The organism is Verrucomicrobiales bacterium, assembly GCA_016793885.1.
GTDB lineage: Bacteria > Verrucomicrobiota > Verrucomicrobiia > Limisphaerales > UBA11320 > UBA11320.
In genome coordinates, this window is record JAEUHE010000146.1 from 1 (window position 1) to 25,229 (window position 25,229).

23 protein-coding genes and 1 tRNA gene are annotated in these 25,229 nt (G+C 58.6%); 13 read left to right on the forward strand and 11 right to left on the reverse strand.

What is annotated here, in order from left to right; translation table 11 throughout:
* Positions 1-44 precede the first annotated feature (44 nt).
* The 3 genes from JNN07_16275 to JNN07_16285 all read left to right on the forward strand — a co-directional run bounded on the left by JNN07_16275 (position 45) and on the right by JNN07_16285 (position 2,377).
* Positions 45-254 (forward strand): hypothetical protein, encoded by a 210-nt coding sequence (locus tag JNN07_16275; protein ID MBL9169298.1) that lies wholly within the window; start codon positions 45-47, stop codon positions 252-254.
* A 274-nt stretch (positions 255-528) separates the two neighbouring features.
* On the forward strand, positions 529-822 hold the full coding sequence (locus JNN07_16280) for a hypothetical protein (protein ID MBL9169299.1): 294 nt from the start codon (positions 529-531) through the stop codon (positions 820-822).
* A 1,219-nt stretch (positions 823-2,041) separates the two neighbouring features.
* Positions 2,042-2,377 (forward strand): hypothetical protein, encoded by a 336-nt coding sequence (locus tag JNN07_16285; GenBank protein ID MBL9169300.1) that lies wholly within the window; start codon positions 2,042-2,044, stop codon positions 2,375-2,377.
* Between the two features lie 833 nt (positions 2,378-3,210).
* On the opposite strand, the gene JNN07_16290 is transcribed toward JNN07_16285, so the two are convergent.
* The 3 genes from JNN07_16290 to JNN07_16300 all read right to left on the reverse strand — a co-directional run bounded on the left by JNN07_16290 (position 3,211) and on the right by JNN07_16300 (position 6,966).
* Positions 3,211-3,286: transfer RNA gene (locus JNN07_16290), tRNA-Ile, on the reverse strand.
* 41 nt (positions 3,287-3,327) lie between these two features.
* Positions 3,328-3,762 (reverse strand): DUF5069 domain-containing protein, encoded by a 435-nt coding sequence (locus tag JNN07_16295; GenBank protein ID MBL9169301.1) that lies wholly within the window; start codon positions 3,760-3,762, stop codon positions 3,328-3,330.
* 537 nt (positions 3,763-4,299) lie between these two features.
* Positions 4,300-6,966: a S8 family serine peptidase gene (locus JNN07_16300; GenBank protein MBL9169302.1), complete on the reverse strand. Its 2,667-nt coding sequence runs from the start codon at positions 6,964-6,966 to the stop codon at positions 4,300-4,302.
* A 267-nt stretch (positions 6,967-7,233) separates the two neighbouring features.
* On the opposite strand from JNN07_16300, the gene JNN07_16305 reads away from it, so the two are divergent.
* From JNN07_16305 to JNN07_16335, 7 genes are all read left to right on the forward strand, one after another.
* On the forward strand, positions 7,234-7,524 hold the full coding sequence (locus JNN07_16305; GenBank protein MBL9169303.1) for a DNA-directed RNA polymerase subunit omega: 291 nt from the start codon (positions 7,234-7,236) through the stop codon (positions 7,522-7,524).
* A gap of 146 nt (positions 7,525-7,670) precedes the next feature.
* Complete coding sequence (smpB, locus tag JNN07_16310; GenBank protein MBL9169304.1) at positions 7,671-8,126, forward strand: SsrA-binding protein SmpB; 456 nt, start codon at positions 7,671-7,673, stop codon at positions 8,124-8,126.
* A gap of 420 nt (positions 8,127-8,546) precedes the next feature.
* Complete coding sequence (locus tag JNN07_16315) at positions 8,547-9,710, forward strand: ABC transporter substrate-binding protein (protein MBL9169305.1); 1,164 nt, start codon at positions 8,547-8,549, stop codon at positions 9,708-9,710.
* 38 nt (positions 9,711-9,748) lie between these two features.
* Complete coding sequence (locus JNN07_16320) at positions 9,749-10,639, forward strand: branched-chain amino acid ABC transporter permease (protein ID MBL9169306.1); 891 nt, start codon at positions 9,749-9,751, stop codon at positions 10,637-10,639.
* A 1-nt stretch (position 10,640) separates the two neighbouring features.
* Entirely contained in the window at positions 10,641-11,642 is a 1,002-nt protein-coding gene (locus JNN07_16325) for a branched-chain amino acid ABC transporter permease (GenBank protein MBL9169307.1), read from the forward strand.
* The gene (locus JNN07_16330) at positions 11,639-12,424 is read left to right on the forward strand and encodes an ABC transporter ATP-binding protein (GenBank protein MBL9169308.1); all 786 of its coding nucleotides are present in this window, start codon (positions 11,639-11,641) and stop codon (positions 12,422-12,424) included. Before JNN07_16325 ends, JNN07_16330 begins: the two co-directional genes overlap by 4 nt.
* Before the next feature lie 28 nt (positions 12,425-12,452).
* Positions 12,453-13,163, forward strand: a complete 711-nt coding sequence (locus JNN07_16335) for an ABC transporter ATP-binding protein (GenBank protein ID MBL9169309.1) — start codon at positions 12,453-12,455, stop codon at positions 13,161-13,163.
* Positions 13,164-13,165: 2 nt separating this feature from the next.
* On the opposite strand, the gene JNN07_16340 is transcribed toward JNN07_16335, so the two are convergent.
* Positions 13,166-14,002, reverse strand: coding sequence for a type II secretion system protein (locus JNN07_16340; GenBank protein MBL9169310.1), 837 nt, complete (start codon positions 14,000-14,002; stop codon positions 13,166-13,168).
* 219 nt (positions 14,003-14,221) lie between these two features.
* Entirely contained in the window at positions 14,222-14,620 is a 399-nt protein-coding gene (locus tag JNN07_16345; GenBank protein MBL9169311.1) for a VOC family protein, read from the reverse strand.
* Between the two features lie 159 nt (positions 14,621-14,779).
* Here JNN07_16345 and JNN07_16350 point away from each other — a divergent pair, with 159 nt between their 5' ends.
* Both JNN07_16350 and clpX read left to right on the forward strand, forming a co-directional pair.
* Positions 14,780-15,412, forward strand: a complete 633-nt coding sequence (locus JNN07_16350) for an ATP-dependent Clp protease proteolytic subunit (GenBank protein MBL9169312.1) — start codon at positions 14,780-14,782, stop codon at positions 15,410-15,412.
* A gap of 14 nt (positions 15,413-15,426) precedes the next feature.
* Positions 15,427-16,710: an ATP-dependent Clp protease ATP-binding subunit ClpX gene (clpX, locus tag JNN07_16355; GenBank protein ID MBL9169313.1), complete on the forward strand. Its 1,284-nt coding sequence runs from the start codon at positions 15,427-15,429 to the stop codon at positions 16,708-16,710.
* A 207-nt stretch (positions 16,711-16,917) separates the two neighbouring features.
* On the opposite strand, the gene JNN07_16360 is transcribed toward clpX, so the two are convergent.
* The 5 genes from JNN07_16360 to JNN07_16380 all read right to left on the reverse strand — a co-directional run bounded on the left by JNN07_16360 (position 16,918) and on the right by JNN07_16380 (position 21,930).
* Positions 16,918-17,691 carry a 3-oxoacyl-ACP reductase FabG gene (locus tag JNN07_16360; protein ID MBL9169314.1) on the reverse strand — a complete coding sequence of 258 codons (774 nt, stop codon included), beginning with the start codon at positions 17,689-17,691 and terminating at the stop codon, positions 16,918-16,920.
* Between the two features lie 24 nt (positions 17,692-17,715).
* Positions 17,716-18,774: an ABC transporter ATP-binding protein gene (locus JNN07_16365; protein ID MBL9169315.1), complete on the reverse strand. Its 1,059-nt coding sequence runs from the start codon at positions 18,772-18,774 to the stop codon at positions 17,716-17,718.
* Positions 18,775-18,830: 56 nt separating this feature from the next.
* A complete protein-coding gene (locus tag JNN07_16370) occupies positions 18,831-20,180 on the reverse strand; it encodes an ABC transporter substrate-binding protein (GenBank protein MBL9169316.1) in 1,350 nt (449 codons plus the stop codon).
* Positions 20,170-20,892: a zinc metallopeptidase gene (locus JNN07_16375; protein MBL9169317.1), complete on the reverse strand. Its 723-nt coding sequence runs from the start codon at positions 20,890-20,892 to the stop codon at positions 20,170-20,172. Before JNN07_16375 ends, JNN07_16370 begins: the two co-directional genes overlap by 11 nt.
* Before the next feature lie 291 nt (positions 20,893-21,183).
* The gene (locus JNN07_16380; GenBank protein ID MBL9169318.1) at positions 21,184-21,930 is read right to left on the reverse strand and encodes a DUF1559 domain-containing protein; all 747 of its coding nucleotides are present in this window, start codon (positions 21,928-21,930) and stop codon (positions 21,184-21,186) included.
* Positions 21,931-22,089: 159 nt separating this feature from the next.
* Here JNN07_16380 and JNN07_16385 point away from each other — a divergent pair, with 159 nt between their 5' ends.
* Positions 22,090-22,560 (forward strand): hypothetical protein, encoded by a 471-nt coding sequence (locus JNN07_16385; GenBank protein MBL9169319.1) that lies wholly within the window; start codon positions 22,090-22,092, stop codon positions 22,558-22,560.
* 20 nt (positions 22,561-22,580) lie between these two features.
* Here JNN07_16385 and JNN07_16390 read toward each other — a convergent pair whose 3' ends face one another.
* The gene (locus tag JNN07_16390) at positions 22,581-25,121 is read right to left on the reverse strand and encodes a hypothetical protein (protein MBL9169320.1); all 2,541 of its coding nucleotides are present in this window, start codon (positions 25,119-25,121) and stop codon (positions 22,581-22,583) included.
* Positions 25,122-25,229 lie beyond the last annotated feature (108 nt).

Here is a 25,229-nt window from a genome sequence, read left to right on the forward strand (position 1 = left end):
TCGCTGCACAGCCGGAGGTAGGAAGGAGTTTCAATTCTACGGAGTTGACCTACGACGAAGCCATTCGCGCACTGCGGGAGTACGTCGATGAGGCGCACGAATATGGCGTCGCTTACGAAGTGGTTGTAGCTACTCTGGAAAAGCATAGCTTCGGGCTGTCGGGCCGCGGAGCTGTTCGCTTGCTGGAGACCGGCCTAATCATGGGGTACAAAACCGAACGACCGGAAGATTCAGAATTCGACTTGAGGAAATGATTCGCCGCAAAGAATCCACCCGGGACTTATCGACCAAATCGACCACTTCCGCGCGACGCACAAGGTAATCCGATTCCTGAAGCCGGAGCTTCTGGACCTCATACTCAACTGGGCACAAAAGCGGGCAGGAATGGTGACTATACGCAAGCTCGGGAATTCGACGCCAACGGCGCTCCGGGGGCATACAAAATCCTCATCAACACCCTTACATTCCCAATCCTACTGGAGGAACTCCTCAACGGGGTCCGGCAGAACCATACATTTGGTAACGTTTATGAACACGTTCATTGTCACCGATAAACAAGGGCAGATTCTACTACCTCTCCCCGCGCTGGTGCAGCGGCTGGTGTTCCTTCCGGTAGCGTTATGGGTGTTTCGGGAAGTAACAATTAGGCACCCTCAGCCTTTTGGTCTCTGCGTGGCAGAGTTTGAGCGCCTTACTCGTGAGCTAGCACTCGGTTTTGTGGTGAGTGATCTAGATTTTCGGAACTTTCTGAAAGCGGACTTCCAACTACTGGACGGCTACACGACGCATACCACGATCGGTCTCTCCACAGCCCATCATTGACATTAGAATGCGTTGATACGACGCAGTGGGAAATCGTCACGAAATCGGATGCCATAGCGAAGGAGCTACAAGGGAGGGGCTTCAAACGCTGACAAAGGCCACTTGCCACAAAGAGTCTAAGAGGGGCTGATTTTGAGCGCTGGCTTCAAAATCGTCTAGGTGCGACTCGTGGCAACTTTAAGGTTGGAGGAAGGGAGTTTGATGGAGCGGTGGACTCAAGGTGGCTTGAAGCGAAATCGGGCGCTTACTGGGAGAATTACACTCAACCCGGGCCTGGCTTCGACAAATTCAAATCAGATATCGGCTCAAAATTGCGCGTCGCTTCCGATCATGGCGCAAGCTTGGAAGTGCATTCCAATAGTCCCATCCCAAAACACGTTAAAAATTGGCTCAACGAGAAGGGTGTCAGATACTTCGAGCATTAATTGGAAATAATATGTCTGTAGACGCTGGTTTGAGCCTTCAACTGTCCTGTAAAAACGGGTTACGCTCTATTGTTCAAGCGTTGCTCTCCTCCGAGTGGGGACCGCATGCCGAGGGGTGGCATTGTGTCCCGCTCGACCAAGATACGTCAGAATGGACCCTACTTGGAAACAACAGTCGAGAGATTGAAATGTTGTTCAGTGCTAAGATGGCTGCAAAGCAGGTATTTGGAATTCGCCTCTGGTGGAAGGGAGGTGAAACCGGAGGAGAGTTCCTTGTTTTTGAAAGCGGTGAGATCGTCTTCAGTCCTACAACAAACCGAGTTACCCTGGATGGGCGGGTTACGGATGTTTCATGGTACCTCGAGAGGTTGCTTCCAGTGTTCCAACGCAGCCCCGGCGTTGTGGTAGATAACTGGGCTTGGCGAGAGACTAGTTAGCGAGTATTCGCCGCAGAGACAGCAGCCGGCGCTGGCGATGAAATGGTAACGGTGTTTCGCGGCGTTAGCGGACAACACCCTCAGTTCCAAAACGCGATACAAGGCAGGGCGATGCCGTGGGGCGGGCACGCCGACGCTGCACTTCTCAACGCCGGCAACAACCGGAGCATCTTCACGTCATGGAGCACCGATTACTGAACGGCCGTTGACTTCGCATCTCCAAGATGGGCCGGGCGGCGTTGTCTTACGCCAGACCGTGCCCAGGTCATTGTTGATAAGGTCGCCGGACGTCCTCGGTTAATTTGAAGTCCTTCGCAGCGGCCCAGTCAGCGGCGCAACGCCAATTATCCTAAGCCCATGAATAAGGACGAACTTTTGACTTTGTTTGGTCGCTGCGCTCAGGACTCGGTGCTGTTCGCAGTCGCCCAGGAAGCATCAAGGCGGCTCGAAGCTTCCAGCACGGCACGCATTGTCGTCGGAGAGGCGCAACCTTGCGATGAGTTGCTTCGCATCTACACCGGGCGGCTGAAACGCAAGACCGAGCGGAATGAGCAAATCACTGGTCTGAAAGAAACAGTCGAGACGTTCGCCAAGTGCAGTGGCCAACTTCAAGGCGGCTACGTCGAAACGGGTAATGGGCTGATTTATTTTTGGACCGACGCCGCTGGGAACTTGGCGGGTTGCGTGTTGTAGAATCCCAACCGGCTGTCCCGCCAGCGGCTTCCACTTTGGCTGCTGAAGTTGTCACTGCGGTCGAGGTGAAGGGGTAAGGTGCTCTGTCGTGAGATGCTTGCCTGTGCCGGTTCTCTCATGGGTTTCGTGCCATGTGAACCTGCCCCCTGATGTTCACGCTGTGACCGCGCTTTCACGCGTGCGGAATGAGGCCGCTGACTGCTCACGGAAAGTGACCCCGGGGGTGGGTCGGCTGATCCCTTAAGCGGCTAAAGAAAGAGTCAACTGGGGTTGGCGTGACGGGCGACGAAGGTCTGTAAGCAAGATGCCGTTTGGCGGGTTCGTCTGAAATCGTCTCCCGAGCAGTCTTTTGCCATGTGTTTTGAGTGTGACTCAGTGTGGCTTGGCGAGCAACACGTCTCAGATCAAGTCGGAACTACTTTTGATAAATATATGCGTAGCCTGGGAAAAGTAGGCGATTGGAAAATTCTTGAGAAAATCGCCGTAATCGAATGACCGTAAGCGGTGATTTGGCGGCCTCCTATGCGAGATCGCCACGGGGTGATACAGACTGGGGATGAACGAAGCCAACTCCATCCCCCGTCGCGGTCCCGAAGCTCTTGCCCACCGCTTACCCCTCCTTTAGCATCCTGGTCGATCTACGAGCCAATTTTCGCGTGTCGGCTTACAACAACTTCCAGTTCCTCGAATTGCACGGAGGAGGCCATTGGAACAACCGCTGCGCAATCGGTTGTATCGGGTTGTTCGGAGTGGACACCCAGCCCGTGAAATCCGATTGGGGTCGAAAAAGTGGCCCAGAATTGCCCCAGGCAAATTTTGAGCTTGCGTAAGTATGGTGGGCCCAGTTGGATTTGAACCAACGACCAAACGATTATGAGTCGCCTGCTCTAACCGCTGAGCTATGGGCCCAACCAAAATTCTCCTCCCGCCGCTTCATTCCCGCTTCTAGGCTAACTGCGCTTCTCGTCGGCATCGATGAACTCGAAAAAAGTCTGAATGTCGTCGCGCGCTCCCAACCCCGCTTGCTCCTTCCGCAGCTTCAATAAGGCGCGCAAACTCTCGTCGTTCTGGCGACCGTGATTCAACGCCTGTTCCCGGAAGGCGGACTTCTCGGCGTCGGTGCGTTTCACGTTCTTGGCGACCCAGTCGGCTACCTCCCCGTCCGTGATGGTTGCCTTAACCACAGCGATGAATGCCTCGGCTTCGAGGCCCGCCGCGTTCAGCCACGCCAGATCGAATCCCTTCTTGCCTAGGTTGCCTTGATAGTCCGGATGTAGACGCCCGGCCAAATGCAGGCGGATCTTGTCCACGAAGCGAGGGAGATAAATCCAACCCGACATGGTCTCGCGGGGACTTCGTGGATAGATCAGGGTGCTGTCCGACATTGCCTACATAGTTCCGACGGCCCGCCGAACTGTCAATCTCAGGGAATGGGGGGGAGGGGGATGCGGCAGGGCAATTAGAATTGGGATGAGTCTCGTAAGGGAAACGTCACCCAGGTAGGGAGACACTCCGTTGAGCCCACGAGGGCTCCAGGCACCGTTGCACACGGAGGGTTACCCCCGAGGAGGGCCTCCAACCCTAGATTGTCCCACTGCGCTTATCGCCGCGGCTCCTTCAACCCTTTCAAACGTGGGGCATGCATGGGCTCGACGGAGTCTCTCCCTACCTTGCGGTCATGACTGCGTTCACCTCATTCTCAGCCTCTGGGTTTAGGGGGAAGGTTGAGCAGCCCTCTGCCGCTTTTGTCCCGGGACGGAGTCGTAACCCCCGGGATTTTACCCACTTCGAACCATACCTGGGGATGTGGGGTGTGATCATTTCTCGGTGAGGGCGTATCCGCCCCAGGAACGATTCCCGACTCCGTCGGGTCCTGAAAAGCTGTAGAGGGCTACAGCACTCCATAGTCACACCTGGGGAGGTTAAGGTATTACCCGTTCGACGCGGAGCAGGCGGCTGGTGTCGGTGCCCAATAGAGTGAAATACTCCGTAACGGGGAATGCACCCGGGATGCTCTCGATCTCGGTGTAGGGACCTTCCGGATTGACGCTCTCGAGGATTCGATAGGTGGCGCCGGCCAACCCCGGCCAGCTCAATCGCAAGATCTGGCTGCTCCACGGCGACACATCCAAACGGAACGGAACATCGACCGCGAGAGGTTTGGTGTGCATCACCTGCTCCACTGAATTGGGCACCCCATCTGCATCCGGATCCCCGCTCCCGGTTGACGCGAGATTCCCAAAGTGGGAGGCCTCCCAGCTGTCCTCCAGTCCATCGCGATCGCTATCCCGAATGGCGACGCCCGAGACGGTGAGGTCCGCACGCAGCACGTTCCCCACGTTTCCGGGTTCCTGATCGCTCACTTCCAGCTTCCAGGTTCCGGCAGTGGATTCGTAAAAATGGGCCACGCTCGAGTAGGTCCAGTCGGCTGGGCCTGCCGAGGAGTCGTTGTTGAGCCGCTGAAGAATGCTGCGGGTGCCGGATGGTGATACGAGGGTGACGCGTAGATCGCCGCGGCGGGAATGGTCTGTCTGCAGCCGCACCTTCACATGCTCCGAGATCAGGGTGTTGGTGATCTCGACGCTGCAGACCGTCGCTAGGAGTCGAAGTCGAACCCGTAGACTGGAGTTGGTGGCGATCATCGCAGCGAGATCGGTTCCTGCGGAGCGGCCCATCATGACGGCTGGGACTGTCGCAAAATCCGTGGACAGCATTTGCGATCGCTCGGTCGTGCCTTGGTTATTGTAAATGAGCACCAATTGCGCACCGGCAGCGGCACAGTTCTGAATTTTCTCCGTGAAGCTGTTTCCGCCGCGCGACACCAAGGCGGCGCGTCCGGTCAGGGAATCGAGGGGCTGGTTGGCCAGTTCAACGGCGGTGATGGGCAGCAGCGCCGTGGGGACGTCCGCGTGGGCGCCGAAGGTGGCTGTGACGGGGATCGAAGCGAGACCCGCCGGCACGTTCGTGCCCGTTACCTCGACCCGGAGCCCATCGTCGGTAATCGCCTTGGTCGAACCCACATTGGTGGCGAAGGTTCGCGTCACCGTTGTGAGCGTGGGTCGAGAGGTCCACTGAAGAGCCCGTTGCACCGCCGCTCCGGCATCGGGAATGCCATAGCCCAGATTGTAACTGACGCGGAGTCCGGCCCCGTTGGTCAACAAGAGCGGATCCGCCAGATCCAGGTGGCGACTGGAAAGCAATAGCGCCTGCTGCACGTCGCGATAGCTCAGGGTCGGATTGGCGGAGAGCATCAGCGCCACCACTCCGGAGACCAACGGCGTCGATCCCGAAGTGCCGGAGAATCCTGACGTGCCGAACCGATAGTCCGCAGAGTCGTTGAGTCCAACCGACGCATTGGCTCCTGAAAAACCAGTGAGATCGGTAGTCACCAGCGAGGGGAAGCTGGAGTCCAGGTTGCTGCTGAAGCCTTCCGCCACCTCGGCGCTCGGCGCGGCGACCAACACACAGGCGCCTGGGTTGCTGTAGCGCGTGGTCCGGCCGTCGCTGCGAGCCGCGGAGACGGTGATGACTCGGGGATCGACGGCATAGCCGTCCGCGTTGGCATCGGCCAGGCTTTTGCGTCCATTGCTGGAGGCGCGAACGATGAGGACCCCGCGTCCGTCCCGACCACTGAACACCGCATTGCTGATCCCAATCTCCTCCAATGGAGGGATAGGATAGAGCGCTGTTCCTCCCGCCCCCCAACTATGGTTCTGCACATGAACGATATTGGACTGCGCTTCGAACATGGACTTCATCTCGACGGTATCGGGATCGAGAACCGACCCTTTGAAGATCACCCAGCTGGCGAACTTGGCTCCTGGGGCTACTCCTGAGACGCCGCGCTGATTATTGCCCTGTGCCCCGATCAAACCTGCCACTGCGGTGCCATGCGAGGCGGTGCTCAGCGAAGGCCCGGCGTTCGGGGTGCCATCGCCAAAATTAAAATGCGGGCCCAAGGAAAAGGGGTCGGCGAGATCGGGGTGGGTCAGTTCCACTCCGTTGTCCACCACGGACACGAGAACATTCTCCCCTCGGGTAGTGGGCCAGGCCGCGCGAATGTTGAGATCCGCCCCCAGATGCGCCGCTGCGGAGTTTCGGTATTCCAGATGCCATTGCTGGCTGAAATAGGGATCGCTGGGGGCGGGAGCATACAGGTCTTGGAGGCTGAAAAGAGCTCTTGCCGCCGGAAAGCAGGCGATGACCTGAGGGAGGGCGTGTAGTTCCTCGGCTTGGATGGCTGCGATCCAAGCATCAGGGGCTTCGAGAACCCACCATCCGGGGTGGATTTCCCGGGGGAGTCGGAGCGGACGTGTGCCAAGCAGGGGTGCGATGGCGGTGCCTGGAGGGACAGCGAGGACCACTCGACGACCTAGCTCCACAGGTTGATCCGGGCGATCTTCTGGCCAGGCGTAGATCCATTGGGCGGTTTGACTGGTGGGCAAATTGGCCCCGATGCCCAGGGGCGCGACATAGGTTCTGCGCTGTGGTTCGCTAAACTGGAATCGATTGGGGGTGGCGCTTGATGATCGTAACTCGCTAATCATCAAAGCGATAAACGTCCCGACCGCTAGGCACAACTTCTTCATGTCACAACACCGATGGCCGGAACCTAACCCGCTTGGGTCCTCCGTTCCAGGGGGAAAGAGACTAGCTCCCTGCTATCGCCATCGTCAGAAGCCTGCCTCGGCTTGAGTTTTCCGAGGCTCGTCACCTCGTTTGTTGCACGGACGACGGGGGGGAATCGTCGAGCAGGACCGCAACTGACCCTACAAATTCCCTTCACTTTAAGATTGCAGGGGTTCCCCAGCTCACTAACCTGAGTGGCTCGAGTTAGCGGTTAACCGGAATTTATTGTGAATAGCGAATACTGTAAGCAAGCCTTGGCAAAAGTGGGAAACCCCAACGTTCTCATCAACTTGGTCTCGCGTCGTGTGCGCCAGCTCAATTCCGGGGGCGGCGGCCTGAGCCGTCCTCTGATCATGGACACGCAGAACATGGGGGCCGGCGACATCGCCTTGGTGGAACTCATCGAGGACAAGATGGCGTTTGAGACCCCGTTGCTGAGCAAGGCATCGGAAAACGTGCCCAGCAAGAAGCGCAAACGCGCTCCCGGTGCGGCACAGCATCCTAGCGCCGTGCGCTAAGGCCGTGACCTGAGACGCTCGCCCTGTCGCGAGCATCTTCCGGACCCCGATTCTGGCTCGGCAGGGTTAAAACCCTGTGGTGGATTCAGGACCGCGTAGGGCCTTTCAAACCTGCTCCGCGGTCCAATGAGCATCGACACCTCCCTGTGGCTGATATTGTCTCCAATCCGAAGGCTCGCCGCGACTACCACATCTTACACACATACGAGTCAGGTATTGTGCTGCACGGAACGGAGGTCAAAACCCTGCGAGCGGGCAAGGCGCAGATCAGTGACGCATTCGTACGTGTGGAGAAGGGGCAAGCCTACTTGTACAACGCCCACATCGAGGAATATCTCTTTGGAAATCGGGTCAACCATGTTCCCAAGGCGGTTCGAAAACTCCTGCTTCACAAAAGCGAAATCCTTAAGCTCGAGGGGTATTCCGGTCAGAAGGGGCATGCGATCTTCCCCCTCTCTTTCTATTGGAAGAACGGCAAGGTGAAGGTTCTGTTGGGGGTTGGGAAGGGCAAGGCTGAATTTGACAAGCGCGACGACATCAAGGAGCGCGAGTCGGATCGTGAGCTCAAGCGGTTGACCATGAAGCATATGAAGGGTCGCTAGCAGCAACCACCGCCGACGTGATGTGACGGCCGTTGTGAGGTTCGCGGAAACATCATCGCATCACGTCGACGGTGGTTGCTGCTAGACGGCATTGACGAGTGTGGGGTGTGGTAGACCTCTGCCGCTTTCCGGCTCCCCCGGAGGGGGATCCCAGCTTCGCTGGTGGGGACTAAAACGGTAGAGGTCTCCAGAACTATAAACCTCGTCGGACCGGTTCCCGATCAACTCTCGCCCTGCCTTACTGGCGTTTCCCATTCAAGCCCCAACGGAACTGATCGCACTCTCTCGTCTCCGTTTCCCCACCCACTCTCGCTTGAGGGTTGAAATCGCAGAAACGTTTCCCTAGCCTGACCGCCATGTTACGGGTTGACGCCGGTGCAACGTGGTATTTCGTGGCAACTTCGGGGTCCTGAGAACTTTATGAAACGATTTTTGATGCTTCCCGCGGTTCTTCTTGGCGTGCTTTGCTTCGTCACCGGATGCAAGCCCACCGCCTCCACCTCTTCCGGTGCGGCGGATTCCGTCATCAAGATTGGAGAGTTCGCCTCCCTCTCGGGTAGCGAGGCTTCGTTTGGACGATCGTCCCACAATGGCACGCTGATCGCTATTGACGAGCTCAACGCCACGGGCGGCCTGCTCGGGCGGAAAATCGAGTTACTGACCGAGGACAACCAATCCAAGGACGGTGAATCGGCAACTGCGGTGAAGAAGTTGATCTCGCGGGACAAAGTGATCGCAATTTTGGGTGAGGTCGCCTCGGGTCGTTCCTTGGAAGCCGCCCCCATCTGCCAGCAGTTCAAGATCCCTCAAGTATCACCATCGTCGACAAATCCCAAGGTGACCCAGATGGGCGACTACATCTTCAGGGTCTGCTTCGAGGATCGCTTTCAAGGCGGGACCGTGCTGGCCAAGTTTGCTTTGGAGAGTCTGCAGGCCAAGCGGGTTGCAATCTTGACTGATGTGAGCGCGCCCTACAGCGCCGGACTTACGACTTATTTCAAGGAGCAGTTTGTCGCCAAGGGTGGCACCGTCGTGGTGGAGCAAAAGTTCACCAAGGATGACAAAGATTTCAAAGCGCAGCTGACGGCCATCAAAAGTCAAAACCCAGATGCGATTTTTCTTCCCGTCTACTATGGCCCAGCGACTTTGATCGCGCTTCAGGCCCGCGAGCTGGGCATCAAGGTGCCCTTGTTCGGTGGCGATGGATGGGAGGCTCCGGAGTTGGTGCAGGGGCCAGGAGCAGCGGAGGCTCTGGATGGCTGCTTTTTCTCGACTCATTTCGCGCCCGACCAAGATTCACCGCAGGCCAAGGAGTTCGTGAAGAAGTATGAGGCGCGCTTCAACGCCAAACCCGATGCGATGGCCGCGCTGGGATACGACTCGGCGATGGTTCTGGCCGATGCGGTCAAACGGGCGGGATCTACTGAAGGTTCGAAGCTGCGAGATGCTCTCGCTTCCACTAGAGACTTCCAAGGGGTAACCGGCAAGATGAGCTTGGATGCCGATCGGAATGCCCGCAAGCCAGCCGTCATCATACAGCTCAAGGGGGGGAAATTCCTTTACAAAGAAACGGTTAACCCCTGAGCGAGTAGAGCGCGGGCATCCCATTTTCAAACCACCGGATGACGGAATTCTTTCAACAGCTGATCAATGGGTTGTCCCTCGGGGCGATGTACGCGCTGATTGCCCTGGGCTACACTCTCGTCTATGGTGTATTACGGTTCATCAATTTTGCCCATAGCGACGTCTTTATGGTTGGGTCATTTGCCGGCTTCTATCTCGGCCGAGGTGTCGCGGAGGCCTCGCTGCTGAACGGGCTGTTGGTGATGATGGGAGCAATGCTCATATGCGCGGGGCTCGGGATTCTCATCGAAAGGTTGGCTTACCGTCCGCTTCGCAATCGATCCAAGCTCACGGTGTTGATCACGGCGATCGGAGTTTCTCTCCTCCTGCAAAATGCCGGACAGCTCATCTTTGGAGTAAATCCTCGTCCGTTTCCGGAGACATTTCCCTCACGTACCTTTGATTTGTTGGGCGTGGTGATCTCGAGCAAGGATATCGTCGTGCTGACGGTGACCTTGGCGCTTCTTGGTGTTCTGGAGTTTGTGGTGCACCGGACCAAGGTCGGGACAGCCATGCGGGCGGTGGCATTCAACCCTCAGGCGGCGACATTGATGGGTATCAACATTGATCTCATCATCAGCTTTACGTTCGGTTTGGGCTCGGCGTTGGCGGCGGCGGCGGGGATACTCTGGGCCTACAAATTTCCTAAGATTGATCCTTTGATGGGTATTACTCCGGGGCTCACGGCTTTTGTTGCTGCGGTGTTTGGCGGCATCGGCAGTATCCAAGGCGCTGCGCTGGGAGGACTCATGATAGGAGTGATCGAGACTTTGGTCCGGGGTAGCAGGTGGTCGACCTGGACCGAAGCGATTGCGTTCATCCTTCTAATCCTAGTGCTGCTGTTTCGGCCGGCGGGTTTGATTGGTAAACTTCAACCTGAAAAAGTCTGAGATGCTGCCCTACTCCCGGATCCTGTTATTGATCGCGCTCGTCTTGAGCGGGGTGCTGGGGTTTGCGCAGGATCGGATTGATGCGTATTTCGTGGACGTGCTGACCCGCATTGGCATCAACATTGTTTTGGCGGTCAGCCTCAATCTCATCAACGGGCATGCGGGCCAGTTTTCCCTGGGGCATGCGGGCTTTATGGCCGTTGGAGCCTATGTAGCGGCGGCACTTACCATGTTTGCTGGCCCGCTGCTTTTTGGGTCGAGCGCGGCCGGGTTGGGGCCCACCCTTTGGTTCCTATTCGCTTTGTTTGCGGGCGGTGCCATTGCCGCTTTGGCGGGTTTGGTCGTTGGGGCACCTTCTCTTCGCCTCAAAGGCGATTATCTTGCCATCGTGACCTTGGGCTTCGGACAGATCATTGCGGTGATCTTCCGCAACATCGAATCGCTTGGCGGAGCGTTGGGATTGAATGGCGTGCCTGCACAGACCAATTTGTTTTGGGTATTCGCTGCGGCCGCGGTGACCATTTATACCGTCACTTCGATCGTGAATAGTACTTATGGGAGGGGATTCTTGGCGACACACGACGATGAAGTGGCGGCTGAGGCGATGGGTATCGATACCACGCGATGCAAGATAGTGGCCTTCGTGGTCGGTGCCTTCTTCGCTGGCATCGCGGGCGGCCTTTACGGACACTTCAATCTAACCATAAATCCCAAAGGCTTCGATTTCACTCGGAGCGTGGAGATTGTGGTGATGGTGATTGTGGGTGGGATGGGGAACACCGCTGGAGTGATTTTGGCGGCTGCTTTGCTGACTTTGCTGCCCGAAGGGCTACGGGTTCTGGCAGGATATTCATTGCCGTTTCCGGGAACGCCTGAAGGGTGGTCCCTTCGCTGGGTTGGCGAGGCGCGACCATTGCTCTACTCAATGTTGTTGATTGGGCTGATGTTGCTTCGGCCTCAGGGGATTTTGACTTGGCGGCGTCGTCCCGCCTCGGCTGTGTGAGCAATCCTCTTCTCCAGCTCGATCAGGTGACGATCCGCTTCGGCGGTCTGACGGCGGTTTCAGAGCTTGATATCTCCATCGGTGAAGGAGAGTTGATCGGGCTGATCGGCCCGAACGGCGCGGGCAAAACCACCGTATTCAACCTGATCACGGGCGTCTATCGTCCTACTGAAGGTAGCCTTCGGTTTGGCGGTGAGTTGAACCTTGGACTGAAGCCGCATCAGATCACCTCGCGTGGCATCGCGCGCACTTTCCAGAACATTCGGCTCTTTGGATCCCTCTCGGTGCTCGACAATGTGCGGGCGGCACTGCGAATGCACCAGGAACACGGGTTGCTGGCAGCGCTTCTGCGCGGCGGGCGCTTTGCGGCGTCGGAAGCGGCGGTGGAGAAGGAGACGATGGAGCTTCTGGAGATTTTCGGGCTAGCAAGAAGCCGACATTCGCTCGCGAGAAATCTTCCTTATGGGGATCAGCGCCGACTCGAGATCGTTCGCGCGTTGGCTACCCACCCCAAACTTCTCCTGTTGGATGAGCCCGCCGCGGGTATGAATCCCACCGAAAAGCAGGAGCTTATGAGGCTGATCCAGTTTATCCAGGGAAAGTACCGGATTGCGGTCTTGTTGGTGGAACATGACATGCCAGTCGTCATGGGGATCTCCAAGCGAATTGTTGTGCTGGACCACGGGATGAAAATTGCTGAAGGGACCCCGCGAGAGATTCGAAGTAATCGCAAGGTCATTGAAGCCTATCTCGGAGAGGAACATTCCGGTGAAGGAGACTAGTGATCATGTCCCCAGGACGAAGGTCTCGATGCTCGAGGTTCAGGACTTGCGCGTCTCATACGGAGCTATTGGAGCGCTTGGCGGCGTTTCTCTCCAAGTTCAGGAAGGGCAGATCGTTTCGCTGATCGGTGCCAATGGTGCCGGCAAGACTACCCTGTTGCGAACCATCTCTGGCCTGCTGCGTCCACATTCGGGAAAGGTGGTGTATGCAGGTGAAATCATCACTCAGCTTCCCGCTCATCAGATTGTTCGCCGCGGGCTGTGTCACGTGCCGGAAGGCCGCATGGTGTTCGCCAACCTGACTGTGTTCGAGAACTTGAAGATGGGCGCCTATCTCCAGACCGACAAGGGTGTGATTGAGCGGGAGTTGGAGTTTGTGTTTCACACATTTCCCCGCCTGAAGGAGCGCTTGAAACAGCTCGCCGGGACGCTGTCGGGAGGCGAGCAGCAGATGCTGGCGATTGGTCGGGCCCTGATGGGTAAGCCGCGCTGCCTGATGCTCGACGAGCCTTCCCTGGGAATCGCTCCGCTGCTGGTCAAATCCATTTTCGAGAAGATCGTTGAGATCAACCGTGAGCATGGCATCACCATATTGTTGGTGGAGCAGAATGCGAACCTCGCCTTGGAGGTTTCCAGTTACGCCTATGTTTTGGAGACTGGGAAGGTCAAGCTGCAGGACGATTCCAAGACGCTGAAGGCGAATCCGGAGGTTCGGGCGGCCTACCTTGGGGGGGCCTAGGTTTACTTGAGGGGATCGAAATGGCGATCTAACCGGTTCATCGTCTTCACCACATCGAGCATCGCCTCTCCCTGAACCGGCACCACGCTACCATCGAAGAAGGAAAAATTCGCGGAGCGGTTGTGCATGAGGAACATCTCCCCGGCGGTGTTGTACTTATTCACCGGCTCGAACGCGGCATCCGACATGGCAAACGGGTTCTCGTTAACGAAAAGCACTTTCTCGCTGGGAGCCGTTACCCAGCCCAACTTCAGTTGGCCGCGGGTGAATCCGCTGTTCTTGCTGAGCTTGCGCTCGGGGTTGAGATAGCCGTTCAAGCTGTAATTGACCCGCAGCGCCGCCCCAATGTCATCCGAGGAAGGGCACCGGTAAGATTTGAACACCCGAGAATCTGCCTCGTTGAAGATTTCTTCCCGAGGATAGTCGGTGACATAGTTGAAAATCGAACCGGACTCGGCGTGGAAAGGAAATTTGGGGTCGGTCCACTTCGAGGCTGTCTTGCTGGGTAGTTCACCTGGCCCGCCTACGACCCAGTCCGTCGGCCGCTTTTGGTAGGTCTGCTTGGTTGTGGATGGCCCGGTCGTGGGAAGCTCGTCCTCCTTCTCATGCGCATAGGAGAAAACCCCATACGTCAATTGTTTCATGTTGTTGCGACAGACGGTCGAACGAGCCTGCTCTCGGGAGCGAGTCAGCGCGGGAAGCAGTAACGAGGCGAGCACGGCAACAATACCAATCACGGTGAGCAACTCAACCAACGTGAAAGCGTCTCGATAAGCTGCACCTAAACAACTCTTCTTTTCAGAAGAAGAACGACAACTGGTTATGACAGGTCGGTTCATGGTGCTTGGGTTTGTTGATTGCACACATCTTTAGGGAATTAGGTGGAGATTTGCAAGGGATAAGTTTTCACAACTTATCCCCAGGTTGTCCCCTTGCCCAGAACCCTACGGCCCAGGTCGCGGGGATCCTCCTTGCGGCCGTCCACGGCCGCCTTCTGGAACCCCTGACGTCCTGTACCGCTTTTGGACAGCATACATCGGGCCGCCCGCTCGTCGAGTTTAGGGGGTAGGCACCCAATTCGCTGGTCGTTCGACCAAGTGGAGCAGGTTCCCATCGGCGTCAGGGAAGAAAAGCACGCGGCCACCGCCTCCGGCGGGCTTGATAGGCTCGGAGAACACGACGCCGCGCTCCGCCAGATGGGCCTGGGCGGCTTCGATCGACTCCACCCGCAGGGCGAGGTGACGCCACCCCCCCAATCGATTGTAGCCGGTCTCGGGCACACTATGACTCCCGGGGTAGATCTCAATCAGAGCCCCCCCGGGCAGAGCAATCAGGTAAGCCGGCGGATTTTGCCCGTTAGTGTAGACCACGGTGGCTCCCAGGCTGTGTTCATACCAGGAACAGAGCTGAACCGGGTCTTTGCTGGCGAGGCCGATATGCTCCAATGAGAGGTTCATGCTGTCATTCAACATCATCGGCTTCAGGAAGACACGTAGAAATACGATGGTGAACATGTGAAAGTACCAGGCAACCTCGCCGATGCTCTCCCACCCCTGGCGGCCTTGACGGTGTTGGAGGGCTTGAGCTACGTTGCGCGCACGTTCAACAACTTACCTATGCAAAACTTCTTCCCGATCCCTAATGTGATCGAACAGACCGGCCGCGGCGAGCGGGGCTACGACATCTATTCCCGGCTACTGGTCGATCGCATCGTGTTCCTTGGCACCCAAGTCGATGATAATGTGGCGAATGTCATTATCGCCCAGCTGCTTTTTCTCCAGATGACGGATCCTAAGAAGGACATCCACCTCTACATCAACTCTCCGGGTGGGAGCGTGACGGCGGGATTGGCCATCTACGACACCATGCAATTCCTCACGTGTGACGTGAACACTTATTGCATCGGGCAAGCGGCCAGCATGGGAGCTGTTCTCCTCTGTGCCGGCACCAAGGGCAAGCGATTCTCCCTGCCGAACTCAAACGTCATGATCCATCAGGTGCTGGGTGGCGCCGAGGGGCAGGCGAGCGATGTGGAGATCCGGGTCAAATACATGCTCAAGCTCAAGCAGCGCTTGAACAATATCATTTCCAAGCACACCGGCCAGACCTACGATACCGTGGAGAAGGCGTGCGACCGCGACAACTTCATGAGCGCCGAGGAAGCCAAAGCTTTCGGCCTGGTGGATGAGGTCGTGGTTTCCCGCAAAGAAGTTCCTGGTCTGCCGGACAAAACCTCGGTCACATCCTAAACTAAACAAATCCAATGGCGCGACCCTCTAGTATTACCTTGTGCAGTTTTTGCGGCAAATCTCATGCCGAAGTGAAGAAGCTCATCGCTGGGCCTGGCGTTTACATCTGTGACAACTGTGTTGTCCTGTGTAAGAACGTCCTCGACCGCGAGATGGCGACTGAGGTGAAGAAGGCCGCCGCGCCGACTCATCAGGTCCCTAAGCCGCTCGAGATTCGGCGGACGCTGGACCAGCACTGCATCGGGCAGGATCACGCCAAGAAGACGCTATCGGTGGCTGTTCACAACCACTACAAGCGGATTCTGCAGGAGCCGGCCGCCCGGTCTCCGGACGAGGTGGCGCCCGCTCGCCACAACGAGGTGGAGATCGAAAAGAGCAACATTCTGCTGATCGGAAGCACCGGCAGCGGCAAGACGCTCCTGGCCCGGAGTCTGGCCAAGATTCTCGATGTGCCCTTCGCCATCGCCGACGCCACGACTCTCACCGAGGCTGGCTATGTCGGCGAGGATGTCGAAAACATCATCCTCCGCCTGCTCCAGAATGCGGAATACGACGTGAAGCGGGCTCAGCGGGGCATTGTCTATATCGATGAGATCGACAAGATCGCCCGCAAGACCGAAAACGTGTCAATCACCCGCGATGTCTCGGGCGAGGGTGTGCAGCAGGCGCTGCTCAAGATCCTGGAGGGAACGATTTGCAATGTTCCCCCTCAGGGCGGGCGCAAGCATCCCCAGCAGGAATACATCCGGGTCAACACCCAGAACATCCTGTTCATCTGCGGCGGCGCCTTCGTCGGCCTGGAGCAGATCGTGCAGCGTCGGCTGGGCAAGCGCAGCATGGGCTTCCGCGCTGGCGAAGAGGTGAAGAATCACGAGATGACCCGCGAGGAAATGATGGCTGCGGTGGAACCCGAGGACCTCATCTCCTTCGGGTTCATTCCGGAGTTCATTGGCCGGTTGCCAATGCACACCTCCCTGCAGCAGCTCACCGAGGATCAGTTGGTGTCCATTCTGACCGAGCCTAAGAACGCCCTGGTGAAGCAATATCAGAAGCTGCTGGCGATGGAAGGTGTGGATCTGGAGTTCAGTCCCGACGCGCTCAAGGAGCTGGCCTGCCAGGCTCACCGGAAGGGCACCGGCGCCCGCGCTCTGCGCAGCCTCATCGAAAAGCTCATGCTGGAAGTCATGTATGAGGTTCCTAGTAACGACGACATCATGGGCGTGAAGATCAATCAGGCCGTGGTGAAGGGCGAAGCGAAGGCGACTCTGCGTCGCAAGAGCGATCAGGCGGCCGCCTAACTCACACTCCGTCACTCGCGGTTCGTTTTTCAGACCCGGAGGCAGCGATGCCTCCGGGTTTTTTTTATGTGCTCGGCCGGGACGGGAAGGGGCCCGAGTTTTAAACCGCGATGGGCGCAATGGACGCGATGGGGGACCCGGAGGGAAGAGGAATGAGAACTCTTTTTTCCCCTTTAGACATAGCGTCACCCGTTGTCGGAGTCAGCATTACTGAGCGGTCCAGCCGCCGTCGACGGCGAGCATGCTGCCGGTGCAGTAGCTGCCGGCGTCGCTGGCCAAGAAAATGGCAGCGCCCTGGATCTCCTCCAGTCGCCCCCAGCGCTTGAGGGCGGTGGCCCCGACCAGGAATTGCTTGGCTTCGCTGGTTTCGGCGATCGCCGCGTTCATCTCCGTGAGAAACGGCCCTGGACAGATGGCATTTACAGTAATGCCCTGCGGAGCGAGTTCCAGGCTGAGCGTGCGGGTCATCTGGACCACCGCGCCTTTGCTGGAGGCATAGGGGGTGCGGCCCGCGAGGCCCACCAGCCCGAGGGCACTGGCGACATTGATGATTCGCCCGTGGTTCCGCTGTTTCATGAGGGGCGCCACCGCCCGGCAGCACAGCCAGGTGCCCGTGACATTGGTGGCCATGACCTGATGAAACTGTTCCAGGCTCAGGTCTTCGATGGGGCCACGGATGTTGATACCCGCACAGTTGATCAGGATATCGATCTTACCAAACTCGCGTCGGGCGGTTTCCACCATCTGCTCAACCTGAGGCTGCGAGGTGATATCGGCCTGCAAGCCGAGCGCGCGGGTGCCATGGTCCTTGGCTATGCGGCTTGCGGTTCGCACCGCCTCATCTTCCTTCCGGCTGACCACCATGATCTCCGCGCCGGCCGAAGCCAGGCCGGCCGCCATGGCCTCGCCCAGGCCGCGGGAGCCGCCCGTGATGACTGCTGATCGACCCTGGAGCTGAAACTGCTGAATTCCTGGGAGCATGGGGTTTGGGGGAATGGGGACAATTTAAGACTCGGGAGGAAGGAGGAGGAGATTCTCCGGGCGGACATACACACTCAGCGGCGATCCGATCTGCCGCAGCGCCTGCGGGTTTTGCTCGAACGCCTTGATGATTTTCCCTGTGGCGCTCGCGAGACCGTATTGCTCGATCTCTCCCAAATAGCTGAGCTGGCGGATTTCCGTACGGAACGAATTCTGGGACCGTTCGCCGATCTCCACCGCTTCCGGGCGAAAGCCCAGCAGAACGGAGTCGCCTGGCTGGAAGGCCGGCTGGCTGGAAGCTTCGAAACTCCCCAGTTCGGTCGTTACTGAGCAGTGGGTTCCGTTGGATTGCTGAACGGTGCCCGGAAGCCAGTTGGTTTCGCCGATGAAGTCGGCAACGAACCGATTGGCCGGAGAACGATAGATCGTTCGAGGGTCGCCGACCTGCTCGAGGCGGCCATCGCGCATCACGGCCATGCGATCGGCCAGCGACAGCGCTTCCTTTTGGTCATGGGTGACGTAGATCGTTGTGATCCGAGTCTCCTGATGGATGCGTCGGATCTCCTCGCGCATCTCCAGACGCAACTTCGCGTCTAGATTGGACAGGGGTTCGTCGAGTAGCAGGAGGTCCGGTTTGATCACGAGCGCCCGCGCCAGGGCCACTCGCTGTTGCTGGCCGCCGGACAGCTGATTGGGCGAGCGGTCGGCGTAGGGCAACATCTGCACAATGGAAAGCGCTTCGGTCACACGCTGGTCGCAATCCCGCTTGCCGATGCCTCGAGCCTCCAAACCGTAGGCGACATTCTTCGCCACGGTCAGGTGGGGCCAGAGCGCATAGTTTTGAAAGACCATGCCGCTATTTCGCTCATGGGGCGGGACCCCGTTCATCAGCCGGTCTCCGAACCGAAGTTCACCCTCGTCGGGCTGATAGAATCCCGCCAACGTGCGGAGGAGCGTGGTTTTCCCGCATCCGGAGGGCCCCAGCAGAAAGAAAAGCTCCTGGGATTCGATGCGCAGGTCTATCCCGTGCAGGACGGCAGTGCTTCCGAAGCGCTTGGTGAGATGAGTGATGGTAACGTTCACCGGGTTTATGCTGCCCCCGTCTGTAGCGGCTCAAGTTGGGCTTTCCAAGCTCAATGTCAGCGGCGGTCGGCCAGGCCGCGGTACTTCTCCTGAGCCCAGCGCTGCCACGTCACTTTCAATGGCAGCCGATAGGAGTTCGATTTCCAATTGCCTTGCGCGAGAGCCATCAGCTCCGGCTCGGTCAAAGGAGGTCTTCCGAGTTCCTCCACTTCCTGGGGTTTCGTCCCTCGCGCCAGCACGGCCTGCCAGGCGGCCTGCAGCTCGGCATGGGTATCGATAAGCAGGGCTCCAAGCAGGGCTGGAAGCACCTCGCGTCGGTCGCGTGCTAACTTTCCGTTGTATTGGAAGGTCTGGGAGCGCGCGAAGGGCGAACTGCCGATGTTACTGCCCTGGGGGTATCGTTGGTAGAGATCACTCCGGATTGGGAGGCGTTCGATGGAATTGAGGCGCGCTCCCTCAGGATGGCCCCGAGGAAAGAACCACAGTTTCTGCCCGGGTTCACCGAGTGCGAAATGGAGCCAGCGCTGCGCGAGCTTTAGGTTTGGCGCGCCCTTCAGGATGGCGATCGGGTCTGGTGCCAGGGTGGCGAAATCCTCGGGGATGATGAAGGTGAGGTTGGTCTTTCCCGCGTAGGCGACTTGGCTGAACCCGTAGAAATCGATGGCCAGCCCATAAGCCGTTTCCCCGATCGTGACATCTTTGGCCGTCGTGGTCGAAACCCGGTCAAATTTACGCGCATTGCCGGCCATTTGGGTGAGAACTCGCCAGCCCTGGTCCCAGCCATTGAATTGGAGAATTCCCTCGAACATGACCATCATCGTGCCGCTGTTGCGCGGGTCGCCGGCCCCCACCCAACCTTTGAGGCGCGGGTCGGCCAGGTCGGACCAGCGATGGATTTGCGGCAGGCCAAGCTGGGACTGGACGCGCAAGTTCTGCAGGATGCCGAAGCTCGAGATCGCGGCTCCATACCAACGATGTCCCGGATCGTAGAGATCAAGCCCGTGCAGCTTGGCCGGGATTGGCTGCAGTAACTCCGTCGGAAGGTCAACGATTTCGAGCAGGCCTTTTTGGGCCAGCAAGACGTATGGCTCCTGGCCTCCACCGAAAAAGGAGTCGACCCCGATCCCGTTCGGCTTTTTCCCAAATTCGGACTGGATGAATCGCAGGGCCTCCGAGCTGCCACCCACATCACGCCACTCAATTTTCACCCTGGACCCGTGGGTCTTCAAGTGCCAGTCGGAAAAGGCCAGACCGAACTCCTGGCGGATCGACTCGTTGTGGGGGGAGATGACCACCAGGTCGCCAGAGCCCGTCTCGGCAGCGTTGAGGGGGTGGGCGGAGACCGTCCACAGCAGAAGGGCAATGCCTTTGCCAACTCTGGCCGCGCTGATCCAGTTACCGGTCATTTCGCGAGCTCAAGCTGCGCGAGATCATGATCAGACGCAAGAGTTCAAACACGGCCGATGCGAGAGCGGCGACGTAAGTCAGCGCGGCCGCCCCCAGGACGCTGGAGACGCCGCGGAGTTCGTGCGGGCTGATCAGCCCCAGGCCGATCAGCTGCTTCTTGGCGCGGCTGCTGGCGTCGTACTCCACTGGCAGGGTCACCAGCTGGAAGAAGGTCATGGCGGTGAAGAGGGCGATGCCGATGCCCATGAGGGTGGAGCCCCAGCCCCCGGCTACCCGTCCTCCGGCGAGGAACATGCCGATCATGAAGGCGAACATGGCGCCGTTGCTGGCAAAGGTAACCACGGGCACCAAGGCCATGCGCAGGTGGAGCGGGCCGTAGGCCGCCTTGTGCTGCAAGGCGTGTCCGGCTTCATGGGCGGCCACGCCCAGGGCGGCCAGCGATCGGCCATGAAAATTCTCACCGCTCAAGAACAGGGCCTTCTTGATAGGATCATAGTGATCCGTGAGTTGGCCTGGAGTCTCGTAAATTGGCATGCTGCGCAATCCGACGGAATCCAGGATTTGGCGGGCGGCCTGTGCTCCGCTTAGTCCCGATTCGGCCGGGACTTGCGAATAGCGTCCGTACGATGAGGAAAGCCGCGCCCGGGCATAGAGCCCGAGCAGGAGCCCTGGAATGAGCAGTAAGTCCCAGGCGCTGAAGCCATAGCCCATCATAAATGCGAGCATCGGTGTCATATCCGTCGTATCGTCGTATCGATCCCAGGTTTATCGCCCGTCTCGCCTTGAGGGCGCCGGGACTAGTGTGGACTAGATAGTGTCCCCCGCCAAAAAGGCAAGGGGGGAGGCTACCGATTTTTGTAACCGGGAGGAGGGGCTAGGAGTCAGACAGAGGAGCAGTGGGCGCAGGGAACCCGGGAGACGCACCGGGCGCGGCGGGATGAGACGCGAAGAATAGCGGCAGCGCGGTTGGAGCTACGTGAGTCCAACCGCGCGAAAGCAGGCTCAATTGCTGGAGACTTGAACCGGGCTCTTGCGCCATTTGTCGGTGATGGCCCAGAGGTTCTCGGGGTTGACCGATTGGCCGAATGGCAGGTAGCGGGCGCTGCCGTCGACGAAGGCATAGTTGGAGCCGCCCGAGCCCTTGAGGGCGATCGAATGTTTGGCATGGTCCAACTCCTCAAAGTCGTTACCGGCGCTCGACTCCAAGAAGTCCATGTAGAAATGTCGGGAGCTGATCTCCTTTTCTCCATAGATAACGGTTTCGGTCGGGCGGGTGACACCCGACTCGTCCATCTTGGTGCCGTTAATCTGAGAGAACGACCAACCCTTGTCGCGGTTCATTTCCAGATAGTAATCATTCCAACCATTCATGATGTAGCTGCGCGGAGCGGAGTCGGCGATCATGTTCTTGGCGGCCAGCTCGGTATGACTGGCGGGGACCCCGGGTCCATCCGACGGGCAGCGAAGAATCTTCACCTCGTGATAGTCCTCGTACAAAGATTCGGGCCAGGCATTCGGCACTTGGCGGGTGGGAAAACGACCCTCGTGATCTCCGGTGTACATCGCGGTGGCGATGCCCAATTGCCGCAGGTTGTTGAGGCAGCTGGTGCGTTTGCCCGATTCCTTTGCCTTGGAAAGCGCTGGAAGGATCATGCCGGCGAGGATCGCGATGATCGCGATAACTACCAACAGCTCAATCAAGGTGAAGCCCTTGGCCGTTGAGAATGTGGATTTGCAACTTCGCTTCATACGTTTGTTTTCCGTTTTGATTCGATATGGGATCTCGCCTTGGTCGCGAGCGCCCAGGGCTGGTGATGGGTTGCCTTCCGGCGGCTGCTCCCATCTGTTGGCCTCTGCGGATTCGATCTCTCGAATAATCGGCACCCGACACCGTCAACTGAAACTAATATGCAGAAGCGAACGTCCGTCTTGCTGAGCACTGTCCTGTTACTCGCTGTGCTCTACGTCAGCTATTTTACCGACTGGTTTGGTCGTCAAAGTATTCAGATCATTGTTCAACATCGCCCGATCCCCCAGAGGGCGGACCCGGCGAAGAACCTGGATGCCCCGCCCGTCTTTCCTGTTTCGTTTGCCTTTAGCCGCAAGTATGAGCTGACCTCGTTGAAAGTGGTGAAGACGGAGGAGTTGGCCTCGCAGAAGTTCCCGACCCCGCTCTGGCACCTGGTATCTGAGACAAACTCAGGCCCCACCAAGGCCATGGTCTACGGAATCGCTCCGCGCGGCATGCGGCCGGCCGTTGAAGACGCCCAGCCTGAGCCGCTCGTGGCGGGGGTGAGCTACACTCTGTTGGTGGAGGCAGGAAAAATGAAAGGCTCCACCAATTTTGTGCCCCTGAAGGCTACGGTGGCTCGGCGTTAGTCTGCGCTGACCGCGGCCGCTTAAGGATTGCGGCTGCGGTAGTAGCTTTGGCCGGGCTGGGCTGTCGGCTCGATGCGGAGGGGGGAGGCGGCGCCCTCCACGGCGGTGTAAGGTCCCGCAGGTTGCGTGGCCGACTCCAGGGTTCCGGTGAACTGGATGACGAGCGCGGTGCCGTCGCGTGTTGCCTGGAGCGAAGGGCGATTCTGGCCTAGCCCGATGACTCGCAGATTGTCGAACAGGGTATAGTTGTCGACACTTCCCACCGAGCCGAACGAGTCCATGTGCCCGAGCATCAGAGTTCCAGAGGTGTAAGGAGCCGCCGTGCGGGTGAACAGGTTGTTGCCATTGATGAAGAGCGTGATGCTGTCTGCCACCTGTCGGACCTCCACGTCGACCCACTGGCCGGAGGCCGCGCCAGCGGCAGCGTAGGGCGGGCGAGTGAAGACAGAGGCGAACTCGGTGGCAGTCCTGTTCAGGAAGGTGGGGGCAGCCGTGGGATTGCCAAGGTAGCTCACATAGCTTCGGCCGCCGCCGCTCGCACTCCCATCTGTCTCGACTGCGAACCAGACGCCGTCGCTCCCCGCCAGGCCGTGACGATTCGTCGCCGTGCCGCTATGGTTCACGCCAAAGATGGCATGTTCAGTGGTGCCGGCCACCGCCGGGTTGTAGTGCACGAACATGTCGAATCGGACCGAGTAATCGCCGTTCAGTGCCAGGCCGATGGGATAAAGATTCAGCGCGGCGGCCGAGGCGGTGGCGTCGTTCTTGTTCACCGTCGCTTTCAATCCGCGAGTGGTGCCGCTGCCATGAGGTGAGGCGGGTATGCTTTCCGCGCTGTAGTCATGGCTGATTTCGAATTGATAGTCCTCCACGCCATTGGCGGCATTGAAGGAGAATTTCCATTGCCCCGAAACGTCATTGTCGAAGTCCTCGTTGAACAGAACCGTCCCTGAGGGTAGGTCGTCATCGGTGATGGAGGCGCTGGCGGAAGGGTTGGTGGCGGCGACCACATAGCCCTCGCCCTGCTCCAGTGTCAGTGTGACGGATTCCCCGCCTTCGATCTCGGAATCATCCTCGGGTGTGAGAGTGACGATGGCGGTGGTGCTGAGGGCGGGAATGGTCACCGTCAGGTCGGCTGCGGTGTAGTCGGCTCCGTTCTGAGCAGTGCCGCTCAGGGAGAACTGGACGGTCAGGTCGGTGCTCTCATCCCCGTTTCGAGTAACCTGGAAGGTCATGGTGTCCAGATCCTGCCGCTCATAGCTGAGAGCGTCGAGTGCGACCACGCCAACCGAAGTGATGTCCCCATCGTCGGCGATCTCCACCTTTCCGCGAAAGGGCGCGCCGACCTCGTATCCGGATCCGGCCGCCACATCGACTAGCACGGTCTCCAACTTCTCGCCCTTGGCGTCATCGAGGACTTGGACGTCCACCGTCAGAACATCGGCATTCGCTGGAAAGGTGACCGATTCCGGCAGGGCTTGGTAGTCGGAGTCTTTCGTGGCGGTGCCTCGCGTGCTGAGATTCACGGTCAGCGGCTGTGTCAGGTCCCCTCCCGAGCGACGGAGGATCACACTGGCATTGTCTCCGGACGGTTCGGTGGCGGTGGTGTCGCCGTTCTCCGCGGTGACGACGGCGATGGCTGGTCCGTCCAGCGTTTCCACGCGCACATTGTCATAGAGCACGAACGCCAGGTTCGCCGGGGCTGCGATCGAGGGGAAGAGGTCGGTGTAGCCCAGCATGATGTTGCCGGAAGTCCAGGCGGAGGTGTTGCTGCGCCGGGCCATTTGGTAACCGTTCAGCACCCAGATGACTTCGTTGTTCTCCTGTCGCACCTCCACCTCGATCCAGTGCTTACCGATGGATCCTTGGGATTCGTAGGCCGGGCTGGGAAACATCACCGCCAAGGGATGGTCGGCGGGCAATGTAAAATTCTCCTGTTCGATCCCGCCGGCGCCATCCCGGTCCAGGAATCCCCCGGCGGCGCCCTGCAATTCAGTCAAGGCTGCGCCGGGCACTCCCTCGTAGGCTCGATAATCCCGGTTTGCACCACCTTCACCGGTCGCGGCAAACACCAAGCCATCGGTGTCGGTGCCGAATGGCCAGGTCACCTTGTCGCCGACATGGTTGATGCCAAACAGGCTGAACTCGGTCGATCCCGTGCCCCCGGCACCGAAGGCGCCACCCGGATAGTTTATCCACATGTCGAAACGGAGGACGAAATTCCCGCTGAAGCTTTTGTCTTTGGGAAACACCGTGACCGCCGCGCGATCTTGGATGTCATCCGCTTTGTTCACGGTCAGGCGCAGGCCCCGGGTCGAACCTCCTGAAGAATGGGGGGCGGGGGGTATCCCTTGGGTGCTGTAGTCAAAGTTGAAGCGAGCCTCGAAGTCGGAAGGTCCGGTTTCAGCGCCATCGAACACCAGCCAAGCTGCCGAGCTGTCAGCCTCAAAGTCATCTTGAAACACGGTGGCAGCGCTAGCATTCCAGGCCCACGAGCTGATGGCCAAGGCAGGCAGAAAAGTGAGCCCTTGACGGATGGATCCGGGGAGATTTCTGATCATAGCAGGGTTTGGTTAACGCAACATCAGTTAAAGGACACGACTCAAAGACACGACCCGAGAAGCTAACTTGGAGCGAAAGGCCAGGTTCGGGGAGCACCCGCGAGGTCC

Coding starts and splice junctions, on each gene's coding strand:
- JNN07_16280 (MBL9169299.1), top strand. CDS start 529: ATGAACACGTTCATTGTCACCGATAAACAAGGGCAGATTCTACTACCT.
- JNN07_16285 (MBL9169300.1), top strand. CDS start 2,042: ATGAATAAGGACGAACTTTTGACTTTGTTTGGTCGCTGCGCTCAGGAC.
- JNN07_16295 (MBL9169301.1), bottom strand. CDS start 3,762: ATGTCGGACAGCACCCTGATCTATCCACGAAGTCCCCGCGAGACCATG.
- JNN07_16300 (MBL9169302.1), bottom strand. CDS start 6,966: ATGAAGAAGTTGTGCCTAGCGGTCGGGACGTTTATCGCTTTGATGATT.
- JNN07_16315 (MBL9169305.1), top strand. CDS start 8,547: ATGAAACGATTTTTGATGCTTCCCGCGGTTCTTCTTGGCGTGCTTTGC.
- JNN07_16320 (MBL9169306.1), top strand. CDS start 9,749: ATGACGGAATTCTTTCAACAGCTGATCAATGGGTTGTCCCTCGGGGCG.
- JNN07_16325 (MBL9169307.1), top strand. CDS start 10,641: ATGCTGCCCTACTCCCGGATCCTGTTATTGATCGCGCTCGTCTTGAGC.
- JNN07_16335 (MBL9169309.1), top strand. CDS start 12,453: ATGCTCGAGGTTCAGGACTTGCGCGTCTCATACGGAGCTATTGGAGCG.
- JNN07_16340 (MBL9169310.1), bottom strand. CDS start 14,002: ATGAACCGACCTGTCATAACCAGTTGTCGTTCTTCTTCTGAAAAGAAG.
- JNN07_16345 (MBL9169311.1), bottom strand. CDS start 14,620: ATGAACCTCTCATTGGAGCATATCGGCCTCGCCAGCAAAGACCCGGTT.
- JNN07_16350 (MBL9169312.1), top strand. CDS start 14,780: ATGCAAAACTTCTTCCCGATCCCTAATGTGATCGAACAGACCGGCCGC.
- clpX (MBL9169313.1), top strand. CDS start 15,427: ATGGCGCGACCCTCTAGTATTACCTTGTGCAGTTTTTGCGGCAAATCT.
- JNN07_16360 (MBL9169314.1), bottom strand. CDS start 17,691: ATGCTCCCAGGAATTCAGCAGTTTCAGCTCCAGGGTCGATCAGCAGTC.
- JNN07_16370 (MBL9169316.1), bottom strand. CDS start 20,180: ATGACCGGTAACTGGATCAGCGCGGCCAGAGTTGGCAAAGGCATTGCC.
- JNN07_16375 (MBL9169317.1), bottom strand. CDS start 20,892: ATGGGCTATGGCTTCAGCGCCTGGGACTTACTGCTCATTCCAGGGCTC.
- JNN07_16380 (MBL9169318.1), bottom strand. CDS start 21,930: ATGAAGCGAAGTTGCAAATCCACATTCTCAACGGCCAAGGGCTTCACC.
- JNN07_16385 (MBL9169319.1), top strand. CDS start 22,090: ATGCAGAAGCGAACGTCCGTCTTGCTGAGCACTGTCCTGTTACTCGCT.
- JNN07_16390 (MBL9169320.1), bottom strand. CDS start 25,121: ATGATCAGAAATCTCCCCGGATCCATCCGTCAAGGGCTCACTTTTCTG.